Origin of the sequence: Pseudoalteromonas maricaloris, assembly GCF_024746855.1 — a bacterium.
GTDB lineage: Bacteria > Pseudomonadota > Gammaproteobacteria > Enterobacterales > Alteromonadaceae > Pseudoalteromonas > Pseudoalteromonas maricaloris.
On the sequence record NZ_CP024625.1, the window covers coordinates 1 to 17,478 of the forward strand.

General features: G+C 44.4%; 12 protein-coding genes. 9 read left to right on the forward strand and 3 right to left on the reverse strand.

Annotation, left to right across the window (positions count from 1 at the left end; translation table 11 throughout):
* Window positions 1–143: 143 nt before the first annotated feature.
* From dnaA to CTT31_RS00035, 7 genes are all read left to right on the forward strand, one after another.
* Window positions 144–1,544, forward strand: a complete 1,401-nt coding sequence (dnaA, locus tag CTT31_RS00005) for a chromosomal replication initiator protein DnaA (RefSeq protein ID WP_260491723.1) — start codon at window positions 144–146, stop codon at window positions 1,542–1,544.
* A 10-nt stretch (window positions 1,545–1,554) separates the two neighbouring features.
* Window positions 1,555–2,658, forward strand: coding sequence for a DNA polymerase III subunit beta (dnaN, locus tag CTT31_RS00010; protein ID WP_010376842.1), 1,104 nt, complete (start codon window positions 1,555–1,557; stop codon window positions 2,656–2,658).
* A 4-nt stretch (window positions 2,659–2,662) separates the two neighbouring features.
* The gene (gene recF / locus CTT31_RS00015) at window positions 2,663–3,751 is read left to right on the forward strand and encodes a DNA replication/repair protein RecF (protein WP_260491724.1); all 1,089 of its coding nucleotides are present in this window, start codon (window positions 2,663–2,665) and stop codon (window positions 3,749–3,751) included.
* A gap of 12 nt (window positions 3,752–3,763) precedes the next feature.
* Window positions 3,764–6,181: a DNA topoisomerase (ATP-hydrolyzing) subunit B gene (gene gyrB, locus CTT31_RS00020; protein WP_260491725.1), complete on the forward strand. Its 2,418-nt coding sequence runs from the start codon at window positions 3,764–3,766 to the stop codon at window positions 6,179–6,181.
* 176 nt (window positions 6,182–6,357) lie between these two features.
* Complete coding sequence (gene glyQ / locus CTT31_RS00025) at window positions 6,358–7,260, forward strand: glycine--tRNA ligase subunit alpha (RefSeq protein ID WP_260491726.1); 903 nt, start codon at window positions 6,358–6,360, stop codon at window positions 7,258–7,260.
* On the forward strand, window positions 7,260–9,329 hold the full coding sequence (glyS, locus tag CTT31_RS00030; RefSeq protein ID WP_260491727.1) for a glycine--tRNA ligase subunit beta: 2,070 nt from the start codon (window positions 7,260–7,262) through the stop codon (window positions 9,327–9,329). Before glyQ ends, glyS begins: the two co-directional genes overlap by 1 nt.
* Before the next feature lie 71 nt (window positions 9,330–9,400).
* Window positions 9,401–9,847 (forward strand): early set domain-containing protein, encoded by a 447-nt coding sequence (locus tag CTT31_RS00035; protein ID WP_010376831.1) that lies wholly within the window; start codon window positions 9,401–9,403, stop codon window positions 9,845–9,847.
* Between the two features lie 33 nt (window positions 9,848–9,880).
* On the opposite strand, the gene tusA is transcribed toward CTT31_RS00035, so the two are convergent.
* The 3 genes from tusA to fadB all read right to left on the reverse strand — a co-directional run bounded on the left by tusA (window position 9,881) and on the right by fadB (window position 13,886).
* On the reverse strand, window positions 9,881–10,120 hold the full coding sequence (gene tusA, locus CTT31_RS00040; RefSeq protein WP_010604166.1) for a sulfurtransferase TusA: 240 nt from the start codon (window positions 10,118–10,120) through the stop codon (window positions 9,881–9,883).
* A 432-nt stretch (window positions 10,121–10,552) separates the two neighbouring features.
* Entirely contained in the window at window positions 10,553–11,722 is a 1,170-nt protein-coding gene (fadA, locus tag CTT31_RS00045) for an acetyl-CoA C-acyltransferase FadA (protein WP_010604167.1), read from the reverse strand.
* A gap of 1 nt (window position 11,723) precedes the next feature.
* A complete protein-coding gene (fadB, locus tag CTT31_RS00050; protein WP_260491728.1) occupies window positions 11,724–13,886 on the reverse strand; it encodes a fatty acid oxidation complex subunit alpha FadB in 2,163 nt (720 codons plus the stop codon).
* Window positions 13,887–14,166: 280 nt separating this feature from the next.
* Here fadB and CTT31_RS00055 point away from each other — a divergent pair, with 280 nt between their 5' ends.
* Together CTT31_RS00055 and pepQ are read left to right on the forward strand one after the other, a co-directional pair.
* The gene (locus tag CTT31_RS00055; protein ID WP_260491729.1) at window positions 14,167–16,056 is read left to right on the forward strand and encodes a transglycosylase SLT domain-containing protein; all 1,890 of its coding nucleotides are present in this window, start codon (window positions 14,167–14,169) and stop codon (window positions 16,054–16,056) included.
* A 94-nt stretch (window positions 16,057–16,150) separates the two neighbouring features.
* Window positions 16,151–17,473 carry a Xaa-Pro dipeptidase gene (pepQ, locus tag CTT31_RS00060; protein WP_260491730.1) on the forward strand — a complete coding sequence of 441 codons (1,323 nt, stop codon included), beginning with the start codon at window positions 16,151–16,153 and terminating at the stop codon, window positions 17,471–17,473.
* The last annotated feature ends 5 nt before the right edge of the window (window positions 17,474–17,478 follow it).

Here is a 17,478-nt window from a genome sequence, read left to right on the forward strand (position 1 = left end):
ATCACTTCATAATACCCCGCTTCCACCAGTGATTTTGTAATAAAAACTAAGTATTTCCGGCGATCCTTTCATTTAGATCTGATTTTTTAGATCTGAATGCTCTATTTTTTATTCCCGGGAATCAAAACCTATTGGAGTTCAGAGTGTATCTGTCGGTTTGGCAAAGTTGTTTATATGTTTTGCAAGATGAATTGCCATCTCAGCAATTTAGCATGTGGGTAAGACCACTACAGGCAGAAAGTACTGATGATACGCTAACTATCTATGCGCCGAATCGTTTTGTATTGGATTGGGTACGAGAAAAGTATCTCCACCGCATCAATGAACTGCTGATCGAGATCTGTGGTGATGAAGCACCAGAGCTGCGCTTTGATGTGGGTAGCAAACCTGTGTTAGCTGCACAACCAAGTTTATCTAACGAAAAAACCGCAAGTGTAGGTCATGCAGCTGATAACATGTCAATACTGCAAGGCACTCAGCCAAAAATGGCAGAAAAAGTTGAGCCTGCTCCTAAATCTTCGCATAAGTCTAATATTAAAGAGAATTACACCTTTGATAACTTTGTGGAAGGTAAATCTAACCAGCTGGCAAAAGCCGCTGCAACGCAAGTTGCAGATAATCCAGGTTCTGCATTCAACCCCGTATTTATTTATGGTGGTACAGGTCTGGGTAAGACGCACCTGTTACACGCCGTAGGTAATGGCATTATTGAACAAAAACCGGATGCAAAAATTGTTTATATGCATTCAGAGCGGTTTGTTCAGGACATGGTTAAAGCACTGCAGAATAATGCCATTGAAGAGTTCAAGCGTTACTACCGCAGCGTTGATGCATTGATGATTGATGATATCCAATTCTTTGCAAACAAAGAGCGTTCGCAAGAAGAGTTCTTCCATACTTTTAATGCGCTGCTTGAAGGCAACCAACAAATTATTCTAACTTCTGACCGTTACCCTAAAGAAATAGAAGGGGTTGAGGACCGACTGAAGTCGCGTTTTGGTTGGGGGTTAACTATTGCTATTGAGCCACCAGAATTAGAGACTCGCGTTGCTATCTTAATGAAGAAAGCGCAGCAAAGTAATATTAACTTGCCACACGAAGTTGCCTTTTTTATTGCTAAGAAATTACGCTCTAATGTGCGAGAGTTAGAAGGTGCGCTAAACCGCGTGATAGCTAATGCCAACTTCACTGGTCGTCCAATTTCTATCGATTTTGTTAAAGAGGCGCTACGCGACTTACTAGCGCTACAAGACAAACTCGTTACCATCGATAATATCCAGCGTACCGTAGCGGAATATTATCGAATTCGTGTTTCTGACTTATTGTCAAAACGTCGTAGCCGTTCAGTTGCAAGACCAAGACAAGTTGCTATGGCATTGTCTAAAGAACTGACAAACCACAGCTTACCAGAAATAGGTGATGCATTTGGTGGCCGCGACCATACCACCGTGTTACACGCGTGTAGAAAAGTAAAAGCACTTCGTGATGAAAGTCATGAGGTAAAAGAAGATTATCAAAACTTAATTAGAACGCTGTCTTCTTAAGGGTTAAATGATGCAAATAACGATTCCAAGAGAACTATTTTTAAAGCCACTGGTACAGGTGTCGGGTGCCATTGAGCGCAAACATACACTGCCTATTTTGTCTAATGTATTGCTAGAAGTGAAAAATGGCGCGTTACATATGACAGGTACAGATTTAGAGATAGAGCTTGTTGCATCTGTTGCCCTTGAAACCAATGTGCCAGACGCCAAGATCACTTTACCGGCGAAAAAGCTCCTAGATATTTGTAAGAGCTTGCCTGATAACTCGGATTTAGTGCTGAGTAGCCAAGAGCATCAATTGCTACTGACTAGCGGTCAAAGTCGCTTTTCTTTGACAACCTTAGCCGCTGAAGACTTCCCTAATCTTGAAGAGTGGGACGGTGAGGTTGAGTTTGCCATAACGCGTTTAGAGCTGAGAAAATTGCTAGAAGCAACGCATTTCTCTATGGCTAACCAAGACGTACGTTACTATTTAAATGGTATGTCGTTCGAAGTAGATAATAATGAAATTAAAACGGTAGCCACTGACGGTCACCGTTTGGCAATTGCGCAGCAAAAATTACCTGAGTCATTGCAAACGCAGCGTCAATTGATCATTCCTCGTAAGGGCGTGCAAGAGATCATGCGCTTATTGCCTGCGGATGATGAAACTATCACCATTCAATTTGGCGCTAATCATGTGCGCATCATCGACAGCGAATTTACTTTCACGAGTAAGCTGGTGGATGGTCGATTCCCTGATTATCGTCGCGTATTACCTCGTGGCGGGGACAAGTTGGTTACCGCAAATCGCGAATGGCTACGTAGTGCATTTCAGCGTGTGTCTATTCTTTCTAACGAGAAGTTTCGTGGCGTGCGATTGAATCTGAGTAATGGACAATTAAAAATTAGTGCCAATAACCCAGAGCAGGAGCAAGCTGAAGAAATTGTTGAGGTGGGTTACCAAGGCGATGATCTTGAAGTTGGTTTTAACGTTTCTTACTTATTAGACGTGTTAAATACAATAAAGTCTGAAGATGTACAATTTACGCTTTCTGATGCGAACAGCAGTGCGCTTATTGAAGCCGCTGGTGACGAACATGCAATGTATGTAGTTATGCCGATGCGTTTATAGAGTTATGAGTTTAACTCACCTTAGCCTCAATGCATTTCGAAACATTGAGGCGATGGCGCTTTCACCTTGCAATGCCGTTAATGTCATTCTCGGTGAAAATGGTAGCGGTAAAACCAGTCTGCTCGAAGCCATTTACTTTCTCTCCAGTGGTAAATCTTTTCGTACCAATCTGCAAAAATTAATGATCAAGCATGAGGCTTCTCATTGCGTTGTTCATGCTAAAAAACAACTACATAACTTGTCTATACCGCTTGGCATTAGTAAATATACCAGTGGTGAAACTAAGCTTCGAATTCAGGGGCAGGCAAGCCGGAGAGTGGCAGAATTAGCGCAGGTTTTACCTGTTCAAGTTATTACGCCTGAAAGCTATGAGCTGTTTTTTGGTGGTCCAAAAGAGCGTCGTAAGTTTCTTGATTTAGGTGTGTTCCACGTGGAACATCAGTTTTATTCCACATGGAAAATGTTCAATCAGGTGCTCAAGCAACGTAACGCTTTATTGAAATCTAAACCGAGAGATCTCCAATCCCAGCTAAGTTATTGGGATAAGGAGTTTGTACGCCTTGCTGGGCAAATAAATATGTTTAGAGAGGCTTATATAGGTAGGTTTCAGACGCATTTTTTTGATAAGATAGGGGATATAAGCCCTATCTTTAAAGGCCTTGAAATTCGCTTTCAAGCGGGCTGGAAGGGGGAACTAGCTGAGGTATTAACAAATCAGTTAGAGCGAGATGTAAAACTTGGCTATACAAGTAAAGGGCCGCATAAGGCTGACTTTAACTTTTATACTCAAGGAAACAGCGTAGAACATATTTTTTCTCGTGGTCAACTCAAGCTATTACTGTATGCACTTAAAGTAATGCAAAACAGTTTGATTGACCAAGAGAGTAATAAGCAGTCAATTCTGCTTATTGATGATTTACCTTCGGAGCTTAGTGAAGATACTAAAGTGGCGGTATCGCGTCTGTTGGCGCAATGTCAGTCACAGCTGTTTATCACTGCTATTACTCCAGAAAGTATTGCCGCCGTTATTGAACCTATGGAACGTGAAATTAAAATGTTCCACGTGGAACATGGCAGCTTAATAACAAAATAATTGGAAGAAACCATGTCGGAAAATTACGATTCGTCGAGTATTAAAGTACTTAAAGGATTGGATGCTGTAAGAAAGCGTCCGGGAATGTATATCGGTGACACAGACGATGGTACTGGTTTACATCACATGGTGTTTGAGGTCGTTGATAACTCAATCGACGAAGCACTAGCAGGATATTGTGACGATATTTTCGTAACAATTCATACCGATGGCTCTGTATCTGTTCGAGATAATGGTCGTGGTATCCCAACTTCAATTCACGAAGAAGAAGGGGTTTCTGCGGCAGAAGTTATCATGACTGTACTACATGCTGGTGGTAAATTTGATGATAACTCATATAAAGTATCTGGCGGTTTGCACGGTGTAGGTGTTTCTGTTGTAAATGCACTTTCTGAAAAACTACAATTAACAATCCGCCGTGATGGCAAAGTGCATCAGCAAAAATACACTATGGGTGTTCCAGATGCGCCGTTAGGTGTTATCGGTGAAGCGGAATCTACTGGTACAGAATTGAGATTCTGGCCAAGTGCTGAAACGTTCTCAGATACAAATTTCCACTACGATATTCTAGCCAAGCGCCTACGTGAACTATCTTTCCTTAACTCTGGTGTAAGCATCATTTTGAGTGATGAGCGCGAAGAGAATAAACAAGATCACTTCAAATACGAAGGCGGTATTCAAGCATTCGTTGCATATCTAAATCGTAAGAAGACGCCAGTTCATCAAAGCGTTTTCCACTTTTCGACTGAGCGTGATGATGGCATTAGCGTAGAAGTCTCTATGCAATGGAATGATGGTTTCCAAGAAAACATCTACTGTTTTACCAATAACATTCCTCAACGCGATGGTGGTACTCACTTAGCGGGTTTCCGTGCAGCACTTACGCGTACGCTTAACACCTACATGGAAAAAGAAGGCTTTAATAAAAAGTATAAAACCAGTGCTACGGGTGACGATGCCCGTGAAGGTTTGACTGCTGTTGTTAGTGTTAAAGTTCCTGATCCTAAGTTCTCTTCACAGACAAAAGATAAGCTCGTTTCTAGTGAAGTAAAAGGGGCTGTTGAGCAAATGATGGCTGAAAAGCTAACTGAATTCTTGCTAGAAAACCCAGGCGATGCAAAAACCGTTGTAAACAAAATCGTTGATGCTGCGCGCGCACGTGAAGCTGCACGTAAGGCTCGTGAAATGACTCGTCGTAAGGGCGTTATGGATTTAGCTGGTCTACCGGGTAAACTCGCTGACTGCCAAGAACGAGATCCTGCACTTTCTGAACTATATATAGTGGAGGGTGACTCGGCGGGTGGTTCTGCTAAGCAAGGTCGTAACCGTAAGAACCAAGCAATTCTGCCGCTCAAAGGTAAAATCCTGAACGTAGAAAAAGCACGCTTTGATAAGATGCTTTCTTCTCAGGAAGTGGCAACACTAATTACTGCATTAGGTTGCGGTATTGGACGTGATGAATATAACCCTGAAAAGCTAAGATATCACCGCATCATCATCATGACCGATGCGGACGTGGATGGTTCACACATCCGTACACTGCTACTGACTTTCTTCTATCGCCAAATGCCAGAGATCATCGAACGCGGTTACGTCTATATTGCTCAACCACCACTATATAAAGTGAAGAAGGGTAAGCAAGAGCGTTATATTAAAGATGATAATGCGCTAACTTCATACCTAACAACATTAGCGCTAAACGAAGCATCACTATATCCGTCGGAAGGTGCAGAGCCAATTACTGGTAACAGACTAGAAAACCTAGTACATGATTATCAGAATACGATAGATATCATTGAGCGTTTAAAGCGTAAGTATCCGTCTTCAATCATGAACCGTTTGCTTTATCACCCAGAGCTAACCGAGTCAGACTTATCTGATGAAGCAAAAGTAACTGCGTGGACTGAAAACTTGGTTGCTGATCTTGTGAAGAAAGACGAAGACGCCACTATCTTCAACGCAGAAGTCGCATTTGATGAAGAGCGCCACATGTATTATCCGGTGATCAATATTCGTCAGCACGGTGTTGATAAAGCGCATACCTTGAACTTCGACTTTATTACATCTAAAGATTATGTTCGCATTGCGAACACGGGTCGTCAGATTGGTAGTTTGATCAGCGAAGGCGGTTATGTACAGCGTGGTGAGAAGACTCAAGCAATCGAATATTTTGAGGCTGGTCTTGAATGGCTTATCTCAGAGTCTAAGCGTGGCTTGTATACACAACGTTATAAAGGATTGGGTGAGATGAACCCTGACCAACTTTGGGAAACAACGATGGATCCAGGTGCTCGCCGTATGTTACGTGTGACCATTGAAGATGCCATTGCTGCAGACCAATTGTTTGCAACCTTGATGGGTGACCAAGTTGAACCTCGTCGAGAGTTTATCGAAACAAATGCACTGAGAGTTGTTAACTTAGACGTGTAAACTCAAACATCTAGTAAAAAGGAGGGATTTTCCCTCCTTTTTTTATGCTTTAAAGCTTAAAACCCTCCTGCGCTCGCGGTATACTGAGCATAATTTTCAATCATTGAATCTAGCGTAAGCGCCAAATTACTGCAGGCGTTTACATACGATAAGTACCAGATAAAAATAAGCCAACTATGCAAAAATACGATATCAAAACCTTCCAAGGTTTGATCCTGGCTTTACAGGATTACTGGGCGCAGCAAGGCTGTGTTGTAGCTCAACCTTTAGATATGGAAGTTGGTGCGGGTACATTCCACCCGATGACCTTCCTTAAGTCCATTGGTCCTGAGCCAATGTCGAGCGCATACGTACAACCTTGTCGCCGCCCGACAGATGGTCGCTATGGTGAAAACCCTAACCGTCTTCAGCACTACTACCAATTCCAAGTTGTATTGAAGCCATCGCCTGAGAATATTCAGGAGCTCTACCTAGGTTCTCTAGAAGCGCTGGGCATTGATACATTAACGCACGAAGTGCGCTTTGTTGAAGATAACTGGGAGTCACCAACGCTAGGTGCTTGGGGATTAGGTTGGGAAGTATGGTTGAATGGCATGGAAGTGACTCAGTTTACTTACTTCCAGCAAGTTGGCGGTACTGAATGCTCACCGGTAACGGGTGAAATTACGTATGGTTTAGAGCGCCTTGCGATGTATATACAGGGTGTAGATAGCATTTATGATCTCGTTTGGACTGATGGTCCAATGGGGCGCGTAACTTACGGTGACGTGTTCATGCAAAACGAGATAGAACAGTCGACATATAACTTTGAATATGCGGATGTAGAGGCATTATTCAAGCAGTTTGACCAGTGTGAAAAAGAAAGCGAAAAGCTAATCGAAGCAGGGCTTCCTTTACCAGCTTATGAGCAGGTAATGAAGGCATCTCATGCATTTAACCTGTTAGACGCACGTCATGCTATCTCAGTAACTGAGCGTCAGCGCTATATATTAAGAGTTCGTGCTTTATCAAAAGCCTGTGCACAGGCTTACTATGACGCACGTGAAGCACTTGGCTTCCCGCTTTGTAAGGATAAATAATGTCGACTGAAAACTTACTCGTAGAAATTGGTACCGAAGAGCTACCACCAAAGGCGTTACGCAACCTTGCTGAGTCATTCGCAGAAAATACTAGGCAAGAGCTAGAAGCATTAGAGCTTAGCCATGAAGGCGTGAGCTGGTATGCATCACCTCGTCGCTTAGGCATTCAAGTTAAAGCACTACAAACGCAACAAGCCGACAAAGTGGTTGAAAAGCGTGGTCCAGCTATTCAGGCGGCATTTGACGCCGATGGTAACGCGACTAAAGCGGCGCTAGGTTGGGCTCGTGGTTGTGGTATTGATATTAATGATGCTGAGCGTTTAGAAACTGATAAAGGCACTTGGCTGCTACACAAAGCGAAAGTAGAGGGGCAACAGACCTTAGCGTTACTAAGCGATGTGATCAACAAAGCATTGGCTAAGTTACCTATTCCAAAGCCGATGCGCTGGGGTGCGAACAAGACGCAATTTATCCGTCCTGTGCATACTGTGGCTGCACTACTTGGTAGTCAACAAGTTGAAGGTGAAGTGCTAGGTAAAGCTATCAGCAATGAGCTGCAAGGACATCGCTTCCATCACCCTGAGCGTGTTCGTGTTGAACATGCTGATGATAGCCATGCAGTGCTAAAAGGCGCATACGTTATTGCGGATTATGAAGCACGTAAAGTGTTAATTCGAGGCCAAATTGAAGCTGAAGCTGAAAAGCTCGGCGCGCAAGTGGCGATGGATGAAGATCTTCTTGAAGAAGTTACGTCACTAGTCGAGTGGCCAGTAACTTTAGTTGCATCTTTTGAAGAAGCCTTCTTGCAAGTGCCTGATGAAGCACTTATCTACACCATGAAAGACGACCAAAAATACTTTCCACTGTTAGATAAGCAAGGCAACTTGATCAACAAGTTCTTGTTTGTTTCTAACATTGAAAGTAAAGATCCGAGCGTGGTGATCTCGGGTAACGAGAAAGTGGTTCGCCCACGTCTGGCAGATGCTCAGTTCTTCTTTGAAACGGATAAGAAGAAAACGCTGGAAAGTCGTCTTGAGTCACTTGATTCAGTGTTATTTCAGAAGCAGCTTGGCACACTAAAAGACAAGTCAGCGCGTATCTCGGCACTCGCTGGTTTTATTGCTGAACAGCTTGGTGCTGATAAGGCACTAGCAGAGCGTGCGGGTTTACTTAGTAAAACGGATTTAATGACTGAAATGGTCATGGAATTTACTGACGTTCAGGGCGTGATGGGTATGCATTACGCGCGTATTGATGGCGAAGCAGAAGAAGTCGCACTAGCACAAAATGAGCAATATATGCCGCGTTTTGCTGGTGATAATCTACCGTCTAACCCAATCAGTTTTGCTGTGGCGCTTGCGGATAAGTTTGATACTCTGGTTGGCATTTTTGGTATCGGCCAGACACCAAAAGGCGATAAAGATCCGTTTGCACTTCGCCGTGCTGCCATCGGCGCATTGCGTATTATGGTAGAAAAAGAACTACCATTAGACATTCAGGATATCGTTGCCAAAGCAATGACGTTATTCGGTGATAAGCTAAGCAATGCAAATGTTGCCGATGAAGTGGTTGAGTTTATGTTAGGTCGTTTCCGTGCCTGGTACCAAGATGAAGGTATCAGCGTGGATGTGATCCAAGCAGTACTTGCAAGACGTCCAACGAGCCCAGTTGATTTTGATCGCCGAGTAAAAGCGGTTAGTCACTTTAGAACGTTGGCGGAAGCTGAAGCGTTAGCTGCTGCCAATAAGCGTGTAAACAACATTTTAGCGAAGAATAACGTCGCGTCAGAAGCTGCGGTGGAGAGCTCACTCCTGCAAGAAGAGGCTGAGCAAACATTGGCTGCACAAGTTGCTGCGTTAACTGCTGAGCTTGCACCTGTTTACGCTGAAGGTGATTATCAAACTGCACTGACGCGTTTAGCGAGTTTACGTGAAGCAGTAGATAACTTCTTTGATAATGTTATGGTAATGGCGGACGATGAAGCGGTTAAAGCTAATCGTTTAGCATTACTTAGTCAGTTAAGTAAGTTATTCCTTAATACTGCAGATATTTCAGTGTTACAAAATTAATTGCTGATACAAAAGCCAGCAATTGCTGGCTTTTTGCTGATTGGTAAAAGCAAGTAAAAGGCTGTCTAGCTATGATTAAAAAACAAGGGGCAATGGCGATTGCGCTATTAGCACTTACCGCTTGTAGTAGTAACTTTCAATTGCCAACAACGTCAACTTCACCGGTTGTTGCTGGTGAGTTGGATAAGACAATGTATTTACGCGGTGACTTCACTCTGTGGGATGCCGAACCTCAGTATCGTCTTGAAGAAACACAACCGGGGATCTACGCAACAAAAGCAAGATTCATGAGCCCAGGTAAAGTGTATGAATTTAAAATTGCTGATGAGCAGTGGAGTGAAGGCTACAACTGTGGCTATAAGAGTGAAGGGCAGTTAACGCTAGGGCAACCGCTGGTCGCGGATTGTAACACGGTGTATAACTACTTTAGCTTCAAGCCAAGTAAAAAAGGGTGGTACGAAATCCGCTTAGATTATCGTAATCCTCGCTCACCAAAGGTGGTGATTGTAAAATCTTAAAAAAGCGGCAGATGCCGCTTTTTTATTACGCTGTTACAGACCTTTTCTAATCACATATCTATACGGTGATTCAGCCACTGCTTTGGCAACCAAAGTGTGATCCATAAATTCACAGAAGCTCGGAATGTCTCTTGTCGTTGATGGATCATCTGCGATAACTAACAACGTCTCACCTAAGTTCATCCGTCTCACCATGCCTCTAATCATCATTACCGGCTCCGGACAACGTAAGCCTACTGCATCTAAGGTATGGTCGGTATTATCAAAACTCATTGTGGGTGGCCTTGTTCGTTACGTTGTTAGTTAGGAAAACGTTATTTTAACCGCATGTTGTAAGTAAGCTCAAGTTTGGATAACTCAAGTCTGATACCAATTAGTCTTAATACTTGCTCAATTTGAAGGAGCAAATCTGACGCTAACTGCGTTAAAAATTTCTCATTTAGAACAACTAAATAGCAAAATATTTGCCTTGCCTACATGGATGTAGGTACCTCAGCGATAGCAGGACGCGGTAGCGGTGTTATCGACAAAATTTTATCGCCTCAAAATAGACCACTTAATTAAGATAATTGGTATTAGCCAACCGAGGTGAGGTAAATGCAGGTAATAAAAAAGGCAAAACAGCTGTGCCGTTTTGCCTTGGTCACCAAGTTGAAGTTGTGTGCTGGTATTGTCTTATAAAAGCCCAGTACCAGCTGGTTGGAATTAGTTATCTACGCGCTCGAATACGGTAGCAATGCCTTGGCCTAAACCAATACACATAGTTGCAAGGCCGTACTTCGCGTCTTTCTCTTCCATTAGGTTGATAAGCGTTGTGCTAATACGTGAGCCTGAGCAACCAAGTGGGTGACCGAGTGCAATTGCACCACCGTTGAGGTTCACTTTCTCATCTACCTTGTCTAGTAGGCCAAGGTCTTTTAGCACTGGTAGTGATTGCGCTGCAAAGGCTTCGTTTAGTTCTGCAACATCGATATCATCGATAGTAATGCCCGCCTGCTTTAAGGCTTTTTGCGATGCTGGAACTGGACCATAGCCCATGATGGAAGGATCGCAACCTGCGACTGCCATTGACTTAACACGAGCACGAATTGGAAGACCGAGTTCTCTTGCTTTAGACTCGCTCATGACCAACATAGCTGAAGCACCGTCAGACAGCGCTGAAGAGGTACCTGCAGTTACCGTACCCGATGCTGGGTTAAATACAGGGCGTAGCTGTCCTAGACCTTCTAGGCTTGTCTCTGGGCGGATAACTTCGTCATGCTCGACAAGTACTGGTGTACCATCGGCATCATGACCTTCCATTGGCAGGATTTCTTTTGCAAAACGCCCTTCAAGGGTTGCGGCATGTGCACGCTGGTGTGAACGTACGGCAAATTCATCTTGCTGCTCACGACTGATGCCGTGCATTAGCGCTAAGTACTCAGCCGTTAAACCCATCACGCCAGCAGCTTGTGCAACTGATGTCGCAAGGCCTGGGTGAAAGTCATTACCATGTGTCATTGGTACGTGACCCATGTGCTCAACACCACCGATAAGGTAAGTGTCACCAGCACCGGTCATGATAGCGCGAGCTGCGTCATGCAATGCCTGCATTGACGAACCGCATAGGCGGTTTACGGTTACCGCCGGTACGGTGTGAGGAATGCCAGCTAAGAGTGCAGCGTTACGACCAACGTTAAAGCCTTGCTCTAACGTTTGCTGTACACAACCCCAGTAAATGTCATCAATTGAGTCTGGTGCTACTTGAGGGTTACGCTCAAGTAGGCCTTTCATCAAGTGTGCGCTGAGGTCTTCGGCACGTTTATGCTTAAATACACCGCCTTTTGAACGGCCCATTGGGGTACGAATACAATCTACGATTACCGCGTTTTCCATGTTACTGGCCCTCCACTTGATAGAACACTTTACCTTCATCTGCCCACTGTCTAGTTTGCTCAGAAACTTGATAAATTTCACCAAGATGAGCGTACTTGTCAGCCATTGCTACAAAGTTTGCGAGGCCGATCTGGTCTAGATAGCGGAATGCACCACCTCTGAATGGAGGGAAGCCGATACCGTAGATCAGTGCCATGTCTGCTTCTTGCGGTGAAGCAATAATGTTTTCTTGCAGACACAGTAACACTTCGTTGATCATTGGCACCATACAACGCTCAATAATCGTTTGTTTATCAAATTCAGTTGGTGCGTCACAAATACCGCTCAGCAGCTCAAGCGCGCTGTCGTCTTTACTCTTCTTCAAACGACCTTTGCGATCTGGTGCGTATTGGTAGAAGCCTTTTTGGTTTTTCTGACCAAAGCGCTCAGCACCCGCAAGTACTGCAACAGGATCTTTGTCTTTACGTGCCATGCGAGTAGGGAAGCCATCTGCCATTACGCCGGTACAATGGTTTGCCGTATCGATACCCACTACGTCTAGTAGATATGCAGGACCCATTGGCCAGCCGAAGACATTTTCCATAACCTTATCTACTTTTGCGAAGTCAGCACCTTCTACAACAAGTTGGCTGAAGCCTGCAAAGTAAGGGAATAGAACACGGTTCACGAAGAAACCTGGGCAATCGTTAACAACGATAGGAGACTTGCCAAGCTTTAAGGCATAATCTACCACTGCGGCAACGGTTTCATCCGATGTTTGCTCGCCGCGAATGATTTCTACCAATGGCATTTTTGGCACTGGGTTAAAGAAGTGCATGCCACAGAAGTTTTCTGGCTTCTCAAGTGCGGTGGCTAACTCATCAATACGAATAGTCGATGTGTTTGAAGTTAGGATCGTACCTTCTGGTAATTGCGACTCTAAACTCGCCAATACCGTTTTCTTGATTTTAGGGTTTTCAACAACGGCTTCTACGATGATGTCTGAGCCTTGTAGATCGTGATCGTTGAGCGTTGCTTTGATTTTACCTAAAGTGGCAATCATTTTGTCCATTGACATGTGGCCGCGCTGTACTTTTTTACCAAGTAGTTTTGCAGCCTCACCCATACCAAGGTCTAAGGCACCTTGCTGGATGTCTTTCATGACAATTGGCGTACCTTTGTAGGCTGATTGGTAAGCGATACCGCCACCCATAATACCAGCACCAAGTACCGCTGCTTGTTTGATCTTGGTTTTACTTTGCTTGGCTTGTTTCTTGGCAACCGTTTTGATGTATTGATCCGCTAAGAAAATACCGGTTTGCGCTGCGGCTTCTGCCGTTTTGGCAAGCTTAGCAAAGTTTTGGTTTTCGAGTGCCATCGCTTCGCTGCGGCTAAGGTTAGCTGCCGCTTTAAGCGTTTGTACCGCCATCATTGGTGCTGGGTAATGACCTTTGGTTTTTGCCATGACTAAGCCTTCGGCCATACCAAAGCTCATACCTTGTTCAACACGATTCATCTTCAATGGGTCAAGCTTGATTTGGCGTTTCGCGCGCCAATCCAATTTACCTGCAATGGCTTGCTCCATGGTACGAATAGCGGCAGCCATGAGTTTGTCAGCAGCTACTACACCGTCAACCGCACCCACTTTTAGTGCGTCATTCGCTCGGTTTTCTTGACCTGTGGTGATCCACGTCATTGCGTTGTCAGCGCCGATTAAGCGAGGAAGTCTTACGGTACCACCAAAGCCCGGCATAATGCCAAGTTTAACTTCTGGTAGGCCAATTTTTGCGTTGTCAGTTGCGATACGGTAATCCGTGGCGAGCAACCACTCGCAACCACCGCCAAGCGCAAGGCCATTTACTGCCGATAGTGTAGGGAAAGGTAAATCTTCTATTGCGTCGAAGACATCGGTTGCGGTTTTAATCCAACCAACAAGTTCTTCTTCTGGGCGTTGGAAAGTCGGAAGGAATTCAAAAATATCAGCGCCAACAATAAAGTGGTCTTTGTCGCTGGTAAAAATTAAGCCGTCGATGTCGTCGCGCTGGCTCAATTCGATAAGCGCTTCGTGGCTTTCCTTTAGTACTTGCTGAGATAGTTTGTTTACTGAGCCTGGTAGGCAAAACTTAAACTCAGCGATATTGCCTTTGCAAAAATCAACTACAAAGGACTCGCGTTTGATTAACATACATGTTCTCCCGTGCTTTACACTGGTACGATGAGTTGTAATTTCAATCAGTGTGGATCCTTTGGCGGCAAATTGCAATGAAAAATTTACCGCACATTTACTGAAATACCTGAGTCGGTTTGCTATGGTGGCTTAACGCACCTCGCATTTAGTGTCATTTATGAGCATGCTCGCAAGTGACAAGCCGAGTTTTGGTCTTCAGCGCCATCTTTAGATAAGCATAATTTGGCTGTATTTCAATTTAGGTGTGTATTCTTTTGGCAGATAAAAAAGGGTTTGCATGACATATTGGTTACCCCGCTTAGCTGCAGGCAGCTTATGTATGGTGAGCTGGCTCTGTGCAGCCGATAGCACTCACGACGAATTTAAAGAGGCTGAGCGTGTCGCTTGGTCTGGTAATTATAGTAATTTTAAAGCTGCAACAGCGCAGCTCGATCACCCACTTAAGCCGTACGTTGAAAAGGCGTTTTATGAACGTCATCCTAAGCTCAAGTACCAGCAAGAAATTCAGCACTTTTTAATGGTATACGAACACACTCCATTAGAATGGCCTGTACGCTCTGCTTGGCTCGATTATTTGAAGCGGCATAAAAAGAAAGCACGATTCATCGAATTTTATCGTGAGACCAGCGATACTGAACTCAAGTGTACGTATTTGGCGTATCAGTTGGACTTAGGTGCGCCAAAAAAAGCCATTCTTGATCAGGTAGCCGATATTTGGACGGTGGGAAAGTCTCAGCCTAAAGCCTGTGATAGCCTTTTTAGCCAATGGCAAAAGGCGGGGTATAGAACGCCTGAGCGTGTCTGGCAGCGTATTTCCAGTGCTGCGCAATCCGGTCAAACGTCACTGCTAGATTATCTTGAGAAGCTGTTACCAAAAAATGAGGCGTATCTTGCCGAGCTTTATAAAAAGGTTCGCCAAGATCCGAGTGCGGCTGCCGGGCTTTATCGGTTTAGTAAACGCACTGAAAAAGAAGCCGAAATTGCGGTATATGGTGTAAGGCGCCTAGTTTGGCGTGATCCTGATTTAGCGCTGCGTGCCTGGCAGAAGATGCAGGATATGTTTACCTTTACCCAGCAGCAAAAGGATAGCGTTGCTTATCGTTTTGCTCTGGCACTTGCGTCTAAAGGCCATGAAGACGCAAGATTTTGGCTAAATAAAGTGCCTAAATCGCTGCAGGACAAAAAGCTACTCCAGTGGCTGATGAGTAACATGCTGAAAGAGCAAGATTGGGAAGGGATCTCGGCCTTATTTGTGGGTCACGAGCAGCTTAGCAATGGTCAACAATACTGGCTTGCATATAGCCTCGCGAAGCGTGGCGAGTTGGCTAAGGCTAACGAGATTTGGCAGCAATTAGCACAAGAGCGTGATTACTACGGCTTTTTGGCCGCTGCGCGCTTAGGATTACCAGTCTCACTAAATGAAGAGCCGTTAAATGTTGACCCCAGCATTGTAGAACGAGTATCTCATGCGCCTGGTTTTAAGCGAGCAAAGGCTTTATACGAACTGGGAAGGTATACTCAAGCACGCCGAGAGTGGAACTACCTTACTAACACCTCAAGCAAAGAGGAAAAGCTTGCTGCATCCATATTGGCTGCTGAGTTTGATTGGTACGACAGCACTATTTTTACTCTTGCACAGATCAAAGCTTGGGATTACGTTGATTTACGTTTTCCGATGGCATTTAAAGATCTGTTCACTAAATATAGTGAGCGTAATCGAGTCGATATCGCATGGAGCATTGCGATTGCTCGCCGGGAAAGCTCTTTCGCACCGGATGCACGCTCGAGTGCGGATGCTCACGGTTTAATGCAGCTGCTGCCAAGCACCGCCAAATATGTTAATAACCGCAAGCGCGTGGCAAAAAATCGCCTCTATCATCCGGCCACAAACATTCGTTTGGGGACCAGTTATTTAGAGTATTTGAAGCGTAAAAATGCTGGAAATGAGATTTTGGCGACGGCATCGTACAACGCGGGTTATCATAGAATTAAGCGCTGGCTGCCGTCAGAGGCCATGCCTGCTGAACTTTGGATTGAGCTGATCCCGTACCGAGAAACACGTGACTACGTGAAAAATGTGATGGCATATCGACAGGTTTACCACACCCGTCTTGGTCGTGATGGCAACATATTGGCAAGTATCTTGGATATGAAAATTGTGAAATAACCGCACATGGCTGGTGCTTAGACTCAGTTCGTCGTTTTTAGGTAGCAGCTATGATAGACTCGATAGTATGTGAATTTTTGAAAATGGGTACACCATGGATAAGTTAGCAAATTTATACGCAGAGCATATTGCCACGTTGCAACAGCGTACAAGAACGATAGTAGAAAGAGAAGGACTGGATGGACTTGTGATCCATTCGGGGCAAGCAAAGCGTCAATTCCTTGATGATATGTACTATCCGTTTAAAGTTAACCCGCAATTTAAAGCTTGGTTGCCTGTTATCGATAATCCGCATTGCTGGATTGTGGTCAATGGCAGTGACAAGCCGAAACTCATTTTTTATCGTCCGGTTGATTTTTGGCATAAAGTGCCTGACGAGCCAAGAGATTTTTGGGCAGAGTATTTTGATATTCAACTGCTGGTTAAGCCAGATCAGGTTGAACAGTTACTGCCATACGACAAAGCAAACTATGCTTATATCGGTGAATATTTAGAGGTTGCACAAGCGCTTGGCTTTACTCAAGTAAATCCAGAGCCGGTGATGAACTTCTTGCATTATCATCGTGCATATAAAACTCAGTATGAAATGGCATGTTTACGTGAAGCAAGCCGTCTTGGTGTGCTTGGCCACATGGTGGCGCGCGATGCCTTCTTTGCTGGTGGCTCCGAATTTGAAATTCAACAAGCTTATCTCAATGCAACTCAGCATATGGAAAACGATACGCCATATGGCAATATTGTCGCCTTGAATGAAAATTGTGCGATTTTGCACTATACCCATTTTGAGCGCAAAGCGCCGAGTAAGCACTTGTCATTTTTGATTGATGCCGGTGCAAACTTTAACGGTTATGCGTCAGATATTACCCGTACTTATGATTTTGCTAAACAAGGTGAGTTTGCCGAGTTGGTGAAAGTCATGAACGATCACCAAATTGAATTGGGCAAAGCATTACAACCGGGCAAACTATACGGTGAGCTGCATATCGATTGTCATAATCGTGTGGCGCAAGTGTTGAGTGACTTTGGTATTGTTAAGCTTGATGCTCAGACCATCGTCGAGAAGGGGATTTCTTCTACTTTCTTCCCTCATGGTCTCGGTCACCATATTGGTCTACAGGTACACGATATGGGCGGATTCATGGCTGATGAAGCCGGTACGCACCAAGCACCGCCTGAAGGCCACCCGTTCTTGCGTTGTACTCGTAAGATAGAGGCTAATCAGGTGTTCACTATTGAGCCTGGGTTATACTTCATCGATTCATTGTTGGAAGACTTGGCGCAAACAGATAACAAACAGTATATCAATTGGGATAAGATTGATGCACTGAAGCCTTACGGTGGTATCCGTATTGAAGATAACATCATTGTGCATGAAGATAGACTAGAAAATATGACGCGAGATTTCGGTCTCGAGTAAGCTGA

Coding starts and splice junctions, on each gene's coding strand:
- glyS (WP_260491727.1), top strand. CDS start 7,260: ATGTCGACTGAAAACTTACTCGTAGAAATTGGTACCGAAGAGCTACCA.
- CTT31_RS00055 (WP_260491729.1), top strand. CDS start 14,167: ATGACATATTGGTTACCCCGCTTAGCTGCAGGCAGCTTATGTATGGTG.
- tusA (WP_010604166.1), bottom strand. CDS start 10,120: ATGAGTTTTGATAATACCGACCATACCTTAGATGCAGTAGGCTTACGT.
- pepQ (WP_260491730.1), top strand. CDS start 16,151: ATGGATAAGTTAGCAAATTTATACGCAGAGCATATTGCCACGTTGCAA.
- fadB (WP_260491728.1), bottom strand. CDS start 13,886: ATGTTAATCAAACGCGAGTCCTTTGTAGTTGATTTTTGCAAAGGCAAT.
- recF (WP_260491724.1), top strand. CDS start 2,663: ATGAGTTTAACTCACCTTAGCCTCAATGCATTTCGAAACATTGAGGCG.
- fadA (WP_010604167.1), bottom strand. CDS start 11,722: ATGGAAAACGCGGTAATCGTAGATTGTATTCGTACCCCAATGGGCCGT.
- dnaN (WP_010376842.1), top strand. CDS start 1,555: ATGCAAATAACGATTCCAAGAGAACTATTTTTAAAGCCACTGGTACAG.
- CTT31_RS00035 (WP_010376831.1), top strand. CDS start 9,401: ATGATTAAAAAACAAGGGGCAATGGCGATTGCGCTATTAGCACTTACC.
- gyrB (WP_260491725.1), top strand. CDS start 3,764: ATGTCGGAAAATTACGATTCGTCGAGTATTAAAGTACTTAAAGGATTG.
- glyQ (WP_260491726.1), top strand. CDS start 6,358: ATGCAAAAATACGATATCAAAACCTTCCAAGGTTTGATCCTGGCTTTA.